We start from the raw sequence: 15,694 nt of genomic DNA on the forward strand, positions 1-15,694 counted from the left end.
CATGGCCCCCGCGGCGCTGACCGAGCTCTGGGTCGACGGCGCGGCCGGCGACGACGCCAACGACGGCTCCGCCTCCGCGGCGCTCAAGACGCTCGCCAAGGCGCTCGAGCTCCAGGCGGCCGACCCCTCCGTCACCACGATCCACGTCAAGGGCGACCTCGCGCTCTCCGCGGCGGCCACCATCCCCTCGGGCGTCACGCTTTCAGTTTCGGACGATACGACGATGACGGGTTTCGGCAAGGACGGCATCACGCTCGAAAGCGGTGCATTCCTCACATGCGATGATGGGAAGACCCTCACGATGACCGGATTCAAAACCGCGCTCATCGTCAAAGCCGGCGCAGAGGTGAACGACGGCCGCTACAACTTCGACGGCAATATGTACGGTTTCAACCTTCAAGGCAAGTTCAACGGCACCGGTCGCGACAAACTGACCGTTTCTGCCTTAACCGAGAAAGGCAGCACCTTCACGGGCGCGACCGCCGAGCTCATCGGGTGCGACGTGAGCGTTCAGGCCAAGAACGAAGGCGGCGAGCAGTACGGCGCCCTCACTATGAAGGACGCGTCGCTCACCACGCGCGGCGTGTGGTATTACTTCAATCCCGGCGGCGGCGTCCATCTGGACCACTCCGACTTCTATGCGTACAAGGCGACAGGTGCTTCCGCCTACAAGCAGGTCATGGCCATCCTCGCCGATTCTGACCTCAAGAACGGCTCCACGCTGACGGGCGACGGCTCGCGCATCACGCTTTCCGCCAAGATGACCGTGGACGACTCCAAGGTCGTCATCAAGAACAGCAACGCCGGCGGCCTGAACATCAACTACACGCCCTCGTCGGCGACATTCACCAATTCAACGCTCGAAACCACCAACATGCGCTGGACTCCCTCCTATGGCGCGGGCCACTCCAGCGGCCCCTGCTCCATCACCTTCCAAGGCGATTGCGTGGTGAACACCGACGCGAAGGACAAGACGGCCGATGACGGCGGCGCGAACCGCGACAGCGGGAGCTCCTACGTCGTGACCGGCGGCTCGTATCTGGTCGCCTATGACCCTGGGTACAACCATGACGTGACCACGCCGACCAACGGCGCGGCGAACGGCGACGAGTGGCTTTCCCTCTTCACATTGACCGACACGTCCGTAAGCGTGCTCCATCCCATCAACAAGAACGGCGATGCATATGATTACGCGGTCGCGCATGCGTCCGCCGACGGCAAGAAGCATGTCTGGACCCCGGCCGCCAAGGTGACGTTCACGCTGAACAACACGAACGCCAAATTCGCGGACGGTACGGTCGATAAGAAGACGTATTCGACGATGCGCGGATACAAGCTCGGCGACGTCGAGGGCAATGCGGCCGCCGCCGATCCGGGCACGCCCGTGGACGCGAACGGCACCGCATTCCTCGGGTGGTTCTACAAGGACGCCTCGGGCGTCGAACATGAGTATGCGTATGCCGACGACGCCTTCGCCGCCGATACCGAGGTGTATGCCAAATGGGATGCGAAGACGGTCGTCTACCATAACGGCAAGGGCGAAAGCTACATCCAGACCGTGGATGCGGCTGCCAGCTCCGCCAAAGCGGCTTCTTTCGAAGATGTCGTGAAGGCCGATGCCGATTTCGCCGTCCCTGGCAAGAAGTTCACGAAGTGGACCGCGGCGCCTGACGGCTCGGGCGATGCCGTCGCGGCAGGCGCAACGCTCACGTTTACGGCGGGCGTTTCCCAGATCGACCTGTATGCGCAGTTCGATGACGATGCATACAAGGTCGCGTTCTCGGCGAACGGCGGAACGTTCGCCGACTCCAGCGTCTTCAAGGCCAATCCTGGCGTCTTCACGATAGAGCAGGACGCGACCGGCGGAGAAGTCGCCGTGCTCAAGCAGACGGCGTCGTACGGGCAGAAGCTGCGCGAGCTGTTGGGCGGCGTTTCCCATAACGATCTCAAGCTTAATAAAGATATAGCGTCGAAACCCGGTTCGGTGATCGCGGACACGACGAACTGGTATGCAAATGCATCGGGGACGGGCGACAAGTTCCGGTTCGACGAGAAGACGTTGTTCGGCTTCACATTCGGCGGCGACAATCCCAAAATAACCTCCGATACCACCTATTACCTTAAGTGGAAGGACGATCCTTCGGTCGAGCTGATCAAGGCCGACGGCACTCTTGACTCCGACATGTGGGGCAACGCCGGCGTCGGCAGCCAGAAGGCCAGCACGTCGATTCTCAAAGTCAAGGCCGACGGCTCCTCTACGTTCAGCCTGACCGGCGCGGTGGACGTTTCGGGCATCAAGAAGCAGATGGAAGCGATCGAAGCGCAGTTCGGCCGGGACGCGGACGATTTCTCCAAGATCAAGCTCACGGATGCCAAATCCACGTTCACGGCGACCTTCGAGCTTCCTGCGGGCGTCACCGTGCCTGCCGACCCCCAAGTGACCGATGCCTATCTGGGCGATTGCTACAAGGTTACGGGCGTGTCCGTCTCCGGGCAGAAGGTCACGGTGACCTTCGAGCTTAAGCAGGCGTTCGCCGATTACAAGCAGCTTAAGGATGCCGTCGATTCGACGGGCAGCCTCAACAGCCACGATGCAGGCGATTCCCTGAACACTATCGACGATGCCATCCTTCTTACGCTCTCCGGCCTCACGTTCGATAAGGATGCGGTCGCGAACGGCGACGAGCTTACGGCCGTCGGCACCGTGGCCGGCGACTTCTCGGCCGTCGCCCAGGGTTCTACCGGCAAGGCCAAGCGCTTCGCCTTCGCCTGGAAGGGCGAGCAGAACGCCTCCGGCAAGGACGTCAAGGCCAAGGATGCCGTCACTATCCAGCAGACCATGCTCGTGAAGAAGCCCTACGAGCTCGAGCTCGGCGCCGACATGCTCGTGGGCGCGCTGCCGGACGAGCCCACTGCCGAACAGCTCAAGCAGGCGGGCACGAACACCGAGCACGACAAGGTGTTCGGGGTCTACCAGGGTTCCAAGATCAACATCACCGGCACCGTCGACGTCAAGCCTGTGAAGGATCAGATGGATGCCATCGAGGCCCAGTTCAATAACGATGGCTCGAACGTCACCCTGTCCAACGACATGGATTCGTCCTTCACGGCGGTCTTCAAGGTGCCCGAAGGCCTCACGTTCTCCGAGGATCTGAGCGCCGACGATCTGGTTCTCGAAGGATTCGACAAGACCTTCACCATCACGAACGTCGAGGTGGACGAAGGCAAGATCACCGTCACGATGGGTCTTAACAAGGATCTCGTCAAAGATGCGGGCGGCACCTACACGTATCCGCTCCTGAAGGCCGCGGTCGGCAAGCTCAGCGACACCATGAAGCTCACCATTCCCGGCATTCTGGTGGAGGACGACGTGTACGACGGCTCGTCCTTCACGACGACGGGCACGGTCGAAGGCTTCTTCAACGCCGTTGCGACTTCAGCCGGCGGCACGGAGAAGGATTTCGATTTCAAGTGGAAAGGCGTGCAGACTCCTGAAGGCAAGGATGCGACGGCCGAAGCGAGCGATAACACCATCCAGCTCACCGTTCAGACGCCGAAGCCGACGGATGTTCAGCTTCCGGCCGACATGCTCGTCGGTGCCGACACCGAGCACACCGCCGTGTACGACACCTTCCAGGGCTCCACGCTCGATCTGACGGGCGCGGTGGACATGAAGACGGTCCAGGGCCAGATGGCCGCCATCGAGGCGCAGTTCAACAACCCTGCGGCCCAGGATATTTCCGTGGACGTCAAGGATTTCGGCTTCACGGCGACCTTCAAGATTCCCGACGGCATGGAGCTTCCCGGCGGGCTCGACGATCCTTCTGATCTTATTGCCGAGCACTTCGGCAATGGGTTCAAGGTCGAGAGCGTGACGGCCGATGACACCACCGTCACCGTCGGCTTCTCGCTCGCCGACCCTGGCGCCATCAAGACCTACGCCGACCTCAAGGCCGTCGTGGACGGCGCGGGCGACAACGCCTCGGCCGACCACAGCTGGATGAAGCTCACCATCCCCGGCGTCAAGGTCAAGTCGGATGTCGCCGACAATACGAACCTCACGATGACGGGTACGGTCGAGGGCGTGTTCAAGGCCGTTGCAACCTCCAAAGCAGGCACGCGCGAGACGTTCTCGTTCCATTGGACGGGGACTCAGTGGACCGACGGCAAAGACAAGGTTGCGACCGACGACGAGACCATCCAGTTCACGGCCCATACGCCGAGCACGACGGATGCCGAGCTCCCGGCCGATATGCTTGTCGGCGCCGATACCGAGCATGACGCCGTGTACAAGACCGGTCAGGGTTCTGTGCTCAATCTCACCGGTGCGGTGGATATGAGGACGGTCCAAGGCCAGATGGCCGCCATCGAGGCGCAGTTCAACAACCCTGCGGCCGATACCATCGATGTGGACGTCAAGGGCTTCGGCTTCACGGCGACCTTCAAGGTGCCCGACGGCATGAAGCTTCCCGAGGGGCTCGATGCCTCGAAGCTTCAGAGCGAATACTTCGGCAGCGGCTTCAAGGTTGATGCCGCTACGGTTTCCTCTGATGGCAAGACGCTTACCGTCGGCTTCTCGCTCGCCGACCCTGGCGCCATCAAGACCTACGCCGACCTCAAGGCCGTCGTGGACGGCGCGGGCGACAACGCCTCGGCCGACCACAGCTGGATGAAGCTCACCATCCCCGGCGTCAAGGTCGCGACGAACCTCGCTGAGGGCACGCAGCTGACGTCAGTCGGAACGGTCGACGGCTTCTTCAAAGCCATTGCGACTTCGCAATCCGGTACGCGCAAGGCGTTCTCCTTCAAGTGGACCGGCATGCAGTGGCCGGACGGCAAGGATGCCGTGGCCCCTGCGGGTGACGACTCGATTCGCCTGACGGTCGAGCTAACGAAGGCGGTCACGTCCATCAAGGCCGAGAAGGTCTGGGACGATTCCGATGACAAGGACGGCTCCCGTCCGAGTTCCGTCGTGCTGCACCTGCTGCGTGCGGACGGCACGGATACCGGCAGGACCTTGACGCTTGATGCCGATGGCGACTGGAAGGGCAGCTTCGACGGCGTTCCCGTCTACGACGACAACGGCGACGTGGCGGACTATTCGGTTTCCGAGGATGTCCCCGAGGGGTATAAGGCCGCTATTGGCGGAGATGCGGCGAACGGGTTCGTGGTCACGAACTCCCATACGCCGGGAGTCACGCCCAACCCCAACCCCGACCCCGACCCTGATCCTCAGACTCCGAGCACGACCGATAAGGCGCACGACAAGGCGAAGCCTTCCGATAAGAAGTCGACGGATGCTCAGTCCACATCCAAGGACAAGGTCATACCCCGGACCGGCGAAGCCAACTACGCGCTCGGCGTGGGCATCGTCGCGATCATCGCGCTTGCGGTCTTGGCATTCGCCATCATCCGTCGCAGGAACAAGCATTAGGCGAAGGATCCATGCGGCCCAGGTAAGCCGATAGGTCGCATCGAACGCTGAAAGGGTGCAGCTCGTAGGGGCTGCACCCTTTTTTCTGCAGGAAAGCGATTCGTTGAAGTGCTGCTCATCGCCATGCTCGCAATGCCGATGTCCCCTGCCTATTCTCTTCGAAGCTCGTGCGGCGTCGCGTCGTGAGACGGCCGGCGATGCGCCGCTGCTATGCAGTGCGCGTTGCGAGCAGGTTATGGAGGTATCCCTCGCGCACGCCTGACTTCGAGACGGCTATGGATCGGGCGCCCGAGCGTTCGAATACGGCCCTCAGGATGGCCGTACCCGGTGTGAGCGAATGGATGCGGGCGGGTTCGACGGCGAGGATCGCCCGGGCATAGCTCCCAGGCTCTTCGGTCGTGTAGCTCAGGAGGTCGTCGAGCTGCGCAGCCGTGAACGTTGCTGCATCGGTTCCCTCTGCGCGAAACGCGATGACGCGCGCGGCGTTGCGGATGGTGCCGCCCGTTCCGAATAGACGCGGAACCCGGGGGATTTCGAATCCTGATTCGTCGAGCGCGCGGAGGAACGCGCGCGTGCAGGCAGCGAGTTCGTCGGCATTCGGAATGATGCCGGCTACGTGGGCGTTCCAGAGCGAGAGCGATCCTGCGGGGATGCTGCAGCAGCGCACGACGTTTCCATCCTTGACATAGGTGAGCTCGGTCGAGCCGCCGCCGATATCCACGGCCATGCCGTCGGTCGCATCGAGCTCGGCTTTTATGCCCATGAACCCGAATTCGGCTTCCTGTCGGGCGCTGAGGATGTCTATGCGCGCGCCCACGCGCTCCGCAAGCGCATGCGTCGCCTCTGCGGAGTTTCTACAGTTGCGCAGGGCCGCCGTGGCGAAGAGCCTGATGTCTTGGCAGCCCATGAGGCGCGCATGCTGCATCTGGTTCGCGATGGCCTTGGCTGCAGCCTTGATGCCCCTCTCGGTCATGATGCCGTCGCGCACGTACGCAGACAGCCCGACCGATTTCTTCTCGGTGAAAGTCTTCACGGGCGCGGCCTCAGAGCGGTCGGGAAGCGCATACGTGCAGAGCCTGATGGTGTTCGAGCCGATATCGATGATGCCGATCTGGGGCTGTTTCACAGTGAAGGGCCTTTCATGAGAGTCGGTGCGTTCGTTTCCTTTAGTTCGCGAGCGCGTCATGCACGCAGTGCTTCAGTTCAGGAAGCACGTCGGCCGCGAACCAGGGATTCTTCTTCATCCAGATCTGATTGCGGGGCGAGGGATGCACGAGCGGGAAGAAATCGGGAAGATATGCGGCATGGTTGCGCACGACATCCGTCAGACTCGCGGAAGATTTGAGCCCGAGGTACGTGCGCGTCGCGTAGCTTCCGACGAGCACGGTCAGCCTGATGTCGGGCATGAGCGCGAAGAGCTTAGGATGCCACTTCTCCGCGAATCCCTTGCGGGGCGGCAGGTCGCCCGACTTTCCGGATCCGGGAAAATAGAAGTCCATGGGGATGATGGCGATCTTCTCGGGGTCGTAGAACGTGTCGCGGTCGATGCCGAGCCAGTCGCGCAGCCTATCGCCGCTGCGATCGTTCCAGGGCATACGCGCTTCTTGCGCCACGCGCCCCGGGGCCTGCCCGATGATCGCGATGCGCGCGCCGGATGCGGCTGCGTAGAGCGGGTCGATGCCCTGGCTCGTGAACGTCGCATTCTGCTCGTCGGCGCGGATGGCGTCGAAGATGCGCTGGAATTCTTCCTGCATGGCTGCCTTCTTCCTCGCGGAGTTCATAGGATCCGTGCATGGCAACCGCCGTGCGTCATGCACGCTCGATGTTCGCATGGATTCCTGATGCTTAAGGTACTCCTCGGTCATGGACGCCCTGTGGGCTTTGCCGGATCCGCAGCGCGCTCCGGATCCGATTACTGGTCCGTCCCCGCGTTCATGAACGCGACGCCTGCGATGATGAGCACGATGCCGAGCGCCATAATCGCCGTCATCGGCTCTCCGAAGGCGAAGAATCCGATGACGGCGGTTCCGATGGTGCCGATGCCGCCCCAGACCCCGTAGGCGAGCCCGAGCGGAAGGTCGCGCAGCGCGACGGAGAACGCGGTGAAGCAGATCGAATACGCGACGATCACCCCAAGCACGAAGATAGGCTGGGTGAAGCCCTCCGAAAGCTTAATGCAGGTGGTGCCGCAGAGCTCCAGGCCGATGGCCGCTGCGAGCAGAAGCCAGCTTTTTTCGCGCGCCTTCGTCTCTTCTTTCGTCCGAACCATCGTTACGCCCCCATCCTCAAGAGTGCGACGCCGACGATGATGAGCGCCATGCCAAGCACTTTCTTCCAGGTGAAAAGCTCTTTCCAGATAATGCGTCCGACGATGGCGGTCAATACGATGGACACGCCGGTCCAGATCGCATAGGTGAGTCCGAGCGGCAGTTCGGCCAGCACATGCGACATGAGGTAGAACGAAACGAGGTAGCCGACGGCGATGCCGACGATCCAGGCTTTCTTGCGGAAGCCGTCCGAGAGCTTCATCGACGTGTCCGCGAAGGTTTCGAATATGACCGATCCTGCGAGCATGAGCCAAGCCATGCGTATGTTCCTGCTTTCGAAGCGATGCGTACGTATTCCATCCACTATAACGAATCGGCTGCAGATGAAAGGGCGCGCCGATGGCGACACTATGATGCCCACAGCGCAAACACCCGAGCGAAAGGACTCTTCATGATCACCACTACCACGCCTTCGGTCGAAGGGTATAAGGTCACGGGATATTACGGCGTCGTCTTCGGCGAAGTCATTACCGGCGTGAACTTCCTCAAGGATTTCGGCGCGGGCATTCGCGATATCATCGGCGGCAGGTCTGCCGGATACGAGAACGAGCTGATGGGCGCGCGCACGGAAGCTCTGCATGAGATGGAGCGACGTGCTGCCGCCATGGGTGCGCATGCGATCGTCGGCGTGGACGTCGACTACGAGGTTCTGGGTGCGAGCAACAACATGCTCATGGTGACCGTGAGCGGAACCGCCGTCACGCTCGAAGCGCTGTAGCATTGAGCTCCTCGCGCCTCATTTCTTTTACGCCCTTTCGCGCGAGAGGCTGATGTGCAAGGAGCGGATCAGGTACGCCGCCGACCCGCTCCTCACGTGCATGCGCGCGTGTAACACGAGAGGTGTCTGCTACCGCACCTTCCAACCTTGCGCGCGCTGGCGGTCGCTCCAGAAGCTGCGGTAACGCCCCTCTTGGGCGAGCAGTTCCTCATGGGAGCCGAGCTGCGTGACGCGTCCGTTTTCCAGCATGGCGATCTGGTCGGCTTCGGCGATGGTCGAAAGTCGGTGCGCGATGACGACGACCGTCCGGTCGCGCGCAAGCTCGTGCATGGCATCCACGATCGCAGCTTCGTTCTCCGCGTCGAGCGCCGCGGTCGCTTCATCGAAAAGCACGATGGGCGCGTCCTTGAGCAGGGCCCGGGCGATCGACACGCGCTGACGTTCACCGCCCGACAAGCGTCCGCCGCCTTCGCCGACGCGCGTGCCCCATCCGTCCTCCAGACGCTCTGCGACCTGGTCGAGGCGTGCGATGCGCGCGGCACGGCGGACCTGTTCGTCGGTCGCATCAGGTTGTCCGAAGCGGACGTTGTCCTCTATCGTGCCGTCGAATAGGTATACGTCCTGGAATACAAGCGAGATCATGCCGAGCAACTCGTCGACCGCCATATCCCGCACATCTACGCCGCCGATGCGCACCGCTCCTGCATCGACGTCCCAGAATCGTGCGATAAGCCTGGTCAGTGTCGTCTTTCCTGATCCCGATGGACCGACGAGGGCGGTCAGCCGTCCTTCGGGGCAGGAAAGCGTCACGCCGTCTATGACCCGACGCGCCCCATCGTAGGAGAAGCGCACGTCGTCGAATTCGATCGACGCGCCCGTCGGCCTTTTCGGATCGGAGGTCTCAGGCAGGGGCTTCGCAGCCAGGATCTTCTCGGATGCGTCTATGGCGTTCTGGCATACGTTGAGGGCCATGGCCTGGCTTGCCGCCTTATGGAGCGCATCGGTCGAACGTAGTGCAAGCACGATCACGAAGAGATACTCGACCGGCGTCACGGCTTCGATCGCCAGCAGCATCGTCGCGCAGAGGAACGTAAGCCCGAACGACGCATAGACGAGCAGCGTGTGAACGGTTATGGGCTTCTGAGTCATTTCAAGCGTGCGCACCGTGGTCTCGTGGTCGCGGGAGATGTCGTCCTCAAGGGCTTGCCAGCCGTTTCGAGCCGTGCCCGTCGCACGCAGGATCGGCTGCGCCCGAACGAATTCGAGCACGCGTCCCGCCAAATGCGCGTTCGACCGCTCCTCTTCGGCATGTCCCGCGCCTGCGGCGCCGGCCATCTTCTTCGACCAGACGTACAGCGCAGGCATGAGCGCGATATAGGCGAGGAAGACGCGCCAATCCACAGCAAGGAAGAGCGTGGCGATGCAGGTCGGCACGACGACTGCGATCACGAGCTGCTTCAGGAAGATGCCCGGCAAATTCATGATCATCTGGAGATCGCGCTCGAGCAGGGCGGCGAGCTCGCCTGCGCGTCCGGCGGTGAACCATCCGAGCGGAAGCTTCACGATATGGTCGCCCAAGCGTTCCTGGATGCTGCGCAGGATCACGACATCGCCGATCATGTATCCGTGGTTTTCGGAAAGGTAGTTCGCGACGGCGCAGGCGATGCCTGCAACGCACGCGACGACCGACCAGACGAAGGCTTCATGGCCATCGCCTTCGTACAGGGCTTGAAGCAACGGGAGGAGCGCGGCGTACACGCCGCCTTCGAGCACGCCGCAGATCACGAAGTACACGACCTGCGCCTTGATGCCCGTCGAGCGTCCGGCGAGCCTGTCTATCCTATCGACGATCATAGCGCCGCCTCCTCGGTGTCGTGCGCGTGGAATGCATTGACCTGCTGCGTCTGCCAGAGCTTCGCATATCGTCCGTTCGCCTGGAGCAGCTCGTCGTGTCGCCCGGATTCTATGACGCGGCCGTTTTCCAGAACGAGCGTCTGATCGGCTCCCGTCACGGTGTTGAGCCTGTGGGCGATAACGACCGTGGTCCGTCCGTGCGACAGGCGGCTGAGCGCCGTCTGGATCGCGGTTTCGTTCTCGGGATCGGCGTGTGCGGTGGCCTCGTCCAGCACGAGCACGGGCGCATCCTGCAGAATCGCGCGCGCAATGGCGATGCGTTGGGCTTCGCCGCCGGAGAGGTTGCAGTCGGCCGATCCGATGACGGAGTCGTATCCCTGGGGGAACGAAAGGATCCGCTCGTGAATCTGCGCGGCCTTCGCGGCTTCGATCATCTCATCGTCCGTCGCATCGGGGCAGGAGAGCTTGATGTTGTCGCGGATGCTGAGAGATAGCAGCATGCTTTCCTGAAAGACGATCGCCACCTGCGAGAGAAGCGATTGGGAGGATACATCGCGCAGGTCATGCCCGCCGAGCCGCACGGAACCCGAAGTCGGGTCCCAGAAGCGGGGTATGAGGCGCGCGAACGTCGTCTTTCCGCTGCCCGAATCGCCTACCAGGGCGCAGATGGTTCCCGGCGCGATGCGTGCGTTCACATGATCGAGCGCGAGACGGGCGCTTTCTCCGTAGGAGAACGAGGTCTCGTCGAAGGCGACGTCGAGATCCGAGCCGGGAAGCCGTTCGGCCTTCTCCGTCTCGGGAAGCTGTTCGGCGGAGAGGACCCGCGCGATGTGCTCGAGGTTCTGCTTCGCCGTGCGCAGGAACCCCATACCCGAAGCCAAGGTCACGAGCCCCATGGGTATGCTCGGTCCCAGCACGAGGAAGGGAACGCAGTCGGCGAAATCGAACCATCCTTTCGCGACGAAGAGGCTGCTCGCAAGTCCGAGGAATGCGAGCACGGTTCCTGGCGAGGCGAATCCGCCCAGCATGCTGAAGGGGCCGGCGGTCACCTTCGTCCATTCGAACGTGACGTCGGTCAGCTCTTCGACCGCATCGCGGTAGCGGGATCCGGCCTCTCGCGCGCTGCCGAACGTCTTCACGACCTCGATGCCGTCCGCTATTTCGACGATTGCGGACGAAAGCTCGACGTTGGCTTCGCCGTAGCGCGCGGCAAGCGTCTTGTAGTCGCGCATCATGAATGCCATCGATACGACGACGAGCACGGTCATGTAGACCAGGAACACAAGCGCCATGCGCCAGTCGGCGACGAAGAGGATGACGAGGGGGATGAGCGGCGAAAGCACGGCCTTCACGATTTCCGTCGGAGCATGCCCGATGGTTTGGTGCATGCCGAGGATGTCGTCGGAAACCGCCTGCTTGACCTCGCTCGAGCTGCGGTCGTCGAACCATCCGAGCGGGAGCTTGGAGAAGTGGTCGAGCAGGACATGGCGCGCGTGGACGCGGAAGTCGGCATCGGCCTTGTGGCAGATGCCGGTGCCGCCGCCGAAGAGCATGCGGTCGGCCGCCGCGAATACGATGGCCGCGACGACCATGAGGGCGAGCGCGCCTGCGGAGGGCATGGCGTCGCGCAGGGCGGCTTGGGCTATGGCGATGGCTATCAGGTAGGGGACGAATCCGCAGGCCGCCGACAGCGCCGACATGACCATGCCTTGGATGATGAGCGGATGAGCCGGTTCGGTGAGTTGCAGGTAGAGGCTCTTCAGGCGCGCGCTCCTCTCCTTCTTGGCCTGTGCGTCCTCCTGCCCGGTTCTCGTGCGGTCGTTGTCGACTTCAGTGGATGCTGACATGGGCCGATCTCCTTTCGGTTACTCGAGTTCGAAGATATGCGTGCAGCATCGCCCGATGAATTCATTGTCGTGCGTCACGACGATGATCGCTCGGCCTTCGCGTGCGGCGGTTTCGAGCGCGCCTGCGACGACCTCCATATTGAGGGCGTCGAGTCCGCTCGTCGGTTCGTCGAATACGAGCACGGTACGGTCGGACATAAGGCCGCAGGCTATCGAGAGGCGCTGCTTCTGTCCGCCCGAAAGCGTCGCGGGGTGCTGTTCGCGTAACTCCCAAAGGTCCAGGTCGTGCAGGATTCCTCGGGCGCGGTTCTTATGCGTTTCATCAGGCTTGACCAAAAGCATGGCTTCCTCCTTCACGCTCGGGGTGAAGAACTCGGCCTTGACGTCGTTGGGGCCGAACCACACGCGGCGGCGCAGGTCGCGATACGAGCAGGTCCGGCCATGCACGCGGATGGAACCCGCCTGCGTCTTCTTCAGCCCGCCCAAGATTCGTGCGAGCGTCGTCTTGCCTGCGCCGTTCCTGCCGGTCAAGGCAACGATTTGTCCTGCCTCGACGGTAAGCGACACATCTTCGAAAATGCGGTTCGACCGGTATGCGGCGCGCAAGCCGCGCATTTCGAGCGCAGGGGGTTCCGTCGCATCTGAAAGCTTCGTCGCGGACTCGTTCGGGTGCGGCAGCTTAGGCCGCGCGGTCCTCCTCGGGTCGCGCAATCCCCAGGATCTTCTCAGGTCGTCGGATGCTGCGAAGACATCGGTGCGGGAAAGCTCCTGCTCGATCCGTCCGTCACGCACGAGGAGGAACCTGTCCGCGACATCCATGAGGTAAGCCAGGCGATGCTCCGCGATCACCATGGACAATCCTTCCGCCTTGAGCCTTGCAAGCGTGCGCCCTAGATGGACGGCCGCTTCCTCATCCAGGTTCGACGACGGCTCGTCCATGGCCAAAAGCTGCGGCCGCGGTCCGAGGGCCGATGCGATGGCGACCTTCTGCTTCTGTCCGCTCGAAAGGCTGTCATTGGGAATCTTCCTCAGGCTGTCAAGGGAAAACGCGGAGATGGCCTGATCGGTCGCCGCCACGACCCGCTCGTGATCGTAGCCGAGGTTCTCGCAGGTGAAGGCGACCTCTCCTGCGAGCTGGCTTGAAAAGAACTGCGACGACGGGTCTTGGAACACGCTGCCGACCCGTTCCGCGCGCTCCCACTGCTCGAGGTCGGTCGCATCGCATTCGCCGAGCGTCACCACGCCTTCGGTCGTTCCCTTGCAGTAGCTGCCGGCAAGACCGTTGATCACACGGACGAGCGTGGTCTTTCCGCTGCCCGAGGGCCCGCAGAGCACGACGCATTCACCCGAGGCCACGGAAAGCGACACGTCATGGACGGTTTCCGGCGCGTTCTTGTACGCGAACGAAACGTTGCGCAGAGATGCGGCGGTCGCGCGCGCCTCGTGCGGCACCGTGCGGTGCAGGGTCGTACGCGATGTCGCGCCGGCCGTCATGCGAGCGTTCCGTTCGCGACGACAACGCCTATGCAGAGGGCAGCGGCGCCTATGGCGCAGGTCGCATCCATGAGGCGCAGGGGCTGCGCGTAATAGCTCGTGCGCGCCATGGGCGCCTCGGCGGCGCGCGTCACGGCCGAGGACGAGAGCTGATCGGCGCTGCTGATCAAGGAAAGCAATATGGGCACCATGACGTATTCATACGTATCGATCGGGTTCGCGATCATCCGGCGTGCCGTAGCAAGCCCCCGCTTGCGCAAGGCGTCGCGCAAAAGGCGCCAGGTTGCAGCGAAGGTGGGGAAGAAACGCAGGAACACGAGCGTGCCGAGGATGATCTTCTTGGGGCAGCGAATGCGCGCGAGCGCAGCGCTGATGAGGCCAGGAGGCGTCATGAAGAGGACGCATACGGCCCCCATCACGGAAAACACGCTCCACATCTGATTGATCTGTATGGGTGACAGGATGAAGGGACGCACGCCCCAGATCGTATAGGCAGCGTATACGGGGCCTATGACGGCGAGGTACGCGAGCATTCCGACGGCCATTCGTTTTTGGCGCGCCAAAACCATATAGGCGATCATGGAAAGGTTCAGCGCGAGCATCGGAAGGATTCTAAGATGTTGCGACGCCGTTGCGATGGCGAGCGCGAGCACGAGGACCTTCGTTGGAACGGAGAGCCCGGTGTCGCGGTCCGTGATATGCATGCGACTTCCCTCGATCGTCCTAGAGCGCGCCGGCGCGCGAGAAATGCCTCTTCGTGAGGACGCGCCCGACGAGGCTTCCCAAGAACCCTGCGATCATCGTGATCACGAATATGGCGGCGATCCAGACGGGGTCGCTGTAGAAATGCAGGAACGTATCGACCCATGCCTGGTCGACGCCGCGATTCGCAACCGTCTGCTCTATATAGGCATCCATGCTGCCCAGGTAGGGCACGAGGGTCGAAAGCAGGTACAGACCGCTGAAGACGGTCCAGGCTGCGGTGATCCACCAGGGATTCTGGCGTTGGGACCCGGTGCGCAGGAAGACGGCGTCGATCGCAATGCCGCCTGCGACGTAGAACGGGATCAGATAGAGGAAGTTGCCTGCGACGCAGAAGAGCAGCATGGCCATCAAGCAGAAGACGAGGGTGCTGCCGAATCTGTTGACGCGCATGGTCATGAGCATGAAGACCGGGGCGGCGAGGAATACCCCGCATGCTCCCGAGGCGACCATTTGGAAATTCGTGTCGAAAAGCGTGAGCATCGCGCCGACGAACATGATGACGATCGTGAGCGCGCTGAGAAGCACGGCCGTCACGACTTCGCGCACGCCCCACTTCTCGAAGATCGTGCGCCTGCCCCGTTCGAGATGCTCCTTCTCGTCTGCCATGGATGAGCTCCTTTTAAAAAGTTAGATATAGGTAACTCTTAAGGATACTACCTCATGGATATATGAGAATGAAGCATAGAACGATGTTATTTCGGTGTGGGGCCGTAGAGCGGCTAAGCTATCCAGAATCCTGCAATGCCGCAGATGACGGCGACAGCGATGCCCGCGATGACATCCTTCGGATAATGAACGCCGCCGACGACGCGGACGGCCGCCATGAAGACGCTCGCGGCCAAGAGCGCGCTTCCGACCGCAGGCATCCATGCCATCCAGGTCATCGCGATCATCGCCATCGAGAATGCGTGCCTGCTGGGAAACGATCGGCCCTTCGTGTCCTTATAGATGATCGGATCGATGCCGTCTTTCTCGTAAGGGCGCGGTGCGTCCAGTACGCGGCGGAGAAGGCTTACGGCGACGAAGGCCGCGGCAGGAATGGCCACGGCCCGAACCAAAAGAGGGCTTCCCGTTGCGGCGAGCAGAATGACGAGCAGGGGATAGGCGATGTAGCCTACAGCTGTGAGCAGGGAATTCGCATGAAGGACGAGGGATTTCGCCCGAGGATCGCGACGCAGCGGCTCGCTCATCCTTCGGTATTGCTCGGCGTACATGCGGCTTCCCTCCTTCACCTTCGTTGTATGGGCGGATCCTT

The 15,694-nt window shown here is 62.3% G+C and carries 12 protein-coding genes; 2 read left to right on the forward strand and 10 right to left on the reverse strand.

The window, feature by feature from the left end; translation table 11 throughout:
* The first annotated feature begins 1 nt into the window (after position 1).
* Positions 2-5,434 carry a Cna B-type domain-containing protein gene (locus HMPREF0762_RS05790; RefSeq protein ID WP_006362580.1) on the forward strand — a complete coding sequence of 1,811 codons (5,433 nt, stop codon included), beginning with the start codon at positions 2-4 and terminating at the stop codon, positions 5,432-5,434.
* A gap of 208 nt (positions 5,435-5,642) precedes the next feature.
* On the opposite strand, the gene HMPREF0762_RS05795 is transcribed toward HMPREF0762_RS05790, so the two are convergent.
* The 4 genes from HMPREF0762_RS05795 to HMPREF0762_RS05810 all read right to left on the reverse strand — a co-directional run bounded on the left by HMPREF0762_RS05795 (position 5,643) and on the right by HMPREF0762_RS05810 (position 8,020).
* The gene (locus tag HMPREF0762_RS05795) at positions 5,643-6,560 is read right to left on the reverse strand and encodes a Ppx/GppA phosphatase family protein (protein ID WP_006362581.1); all 918 of its coding nucleotides are present in this window, start codon (positions 6,558-6,560) and stop codon (positions 5,643-5,645) included.
* Positions 6,561-6,600: 40 nt separating this feature from the next.
* The gene (locus HMPREF0762_RS05800; RefSeq protein WP_040619099.1) at positions 6,601-7,188 is read right to left on the reverse strand and encodes a uracil-DNA glycosylase family protein; all 588 of its coding nucleotides are present in this window, start codon (positions 7,186-7,188) and stop codon (positions 6,601-6,603) included.
* A gap of 158 nt (positions 7,189-7,346) precedes the next feature.
* Positions 7,347-7,703 (reverse strand): DMT family transporter, encoded by a 357-nt coding sequence (locus HMPREF0762_RS05805; protein ID WP_006362583.1) that lies wholly within the window; start codon positions 7,701-7,703, stop codon positions 7,347-7,349.
* Between the two features lie 2 nt (positions 7,704-7,705).
* Entirely contained in the window at positions 7,706-8,020 is a 315-nt protein-coding gene (locus HMPREF0762_RS05810) for a DMT family transporter (RefSeq protein WP_006362584.1), read from the reverse strand.
* Between the two features lie 132 nt (positions 8,021-8,152).
* Between HMPREF0762_RS05810 and HMPREF0762_RS05815 the strand changes: the two genes are divergently transcribed.
* Positions 8,153-8,479: a putative heavy metal-binding protein gene (locus HMPREF0762_RS05815; protein WP_006362586.1), complete on the forward strand. Its 327-nt coding sequence runs from the start codon at positions 8,153-8,155 to the stop codon at positions 8,477-8,479.
* Between the two features lie 129 nt (positions 8,480-8,608).
* Here the strand turns inward: HMPREF0762_RS05815 and HMPREF0762_RS05820 are convergent, their stop codons facing one another.
* From HMPREF0762_RS05820 to HMPREF0762_RS05845, 6 genes are all read right to left on the reverse strand, one after another.
* Positions 8,609-10,333 (reverse strand): ABC transporter ATP-binding protein, encoded by a 1,725-nt coding sequence (locus tag HMPREF0762_RS05820; RefSeq protein WP_006362587.1) that lies wholly within the window; start codon positions 10,331-10,333, stop codon positions 8,609-8,611.
* Positions 10,330-12,180, reverse strand: coding sequence for an ABC transporter ATP-binding protein (locus HMPREF0762_RS05825; RefSeq protein WP_006362588.1), 1,851 nt, complete (start codon positions 12,178-12,180; stop codon positions 10,330-10,332). Before HMPREF0762_RS05825 ends, HMPREF0762_RS05820 begins: the two co-directional genes overlap by 4 nt.
* A gap of 18 nt (positions 12,181-12,198) precedes the next feature.
* Positions 12,199-13,674, reverse strand: coding sequence for an ABC transporter ATP-binding protein (locus tag HMPREF0762_RS05830; protein ID WP_006362589.1), 1,476 nt, complete (start codon positions 13,672-13,674; stop codon positions 12,199-12,201).
* Complete coding sequence (locus HMPREF0762_RS05835; protein WP_006362590.1) at positions 13,671-14,378, reverse strand: energy-coupling factor transporter transmembrane component T; 708 nt, start codon at positions 14,376-14,378, stop codon at positions 13,671-13,673. Before HMPREF0762_RS05835 ends, HMPREF0762_RS05830 begins: the two co-directional genes overlap by 4 nt.
* Before the next feature lie 19 nt (positions 14,379-14,397).
* Entirely contained in the window at positions 14,398-15,045 is a 648-nt protein-coding gene (locus HMPREF0762_RS05840) for an MptD family putative ECF transporter S component (protein ID WP_006362591.1), read from the reverse strand.
* 113 nt (positions 15,046-15,158) lie between these two features.
* Positions 15,159-15,653: a phosphatase PAP2 family protein gene (locus HMPREF0762_RS05845; protein WP_006362592.1), complete on the reverse strand. Its 495-nt coding sequence runs from the start codon at positions 15,651-15,653 to the stop codon at positions 15,159-15,161.
* Positions 15,654-15,694: the final 41 nt, after the last annotated feature.

Origin of the sequence: Slackia exigua ATCC 700122 (genome assembly GCF_000162875.1) — a bacterium.
GTDB classification, from domain to species: Bacteria; Actinomycetota; Coriobacteriia; order Coriobacteriales; family Eggerthellaceae; genus Slackia; species Slackia exigua.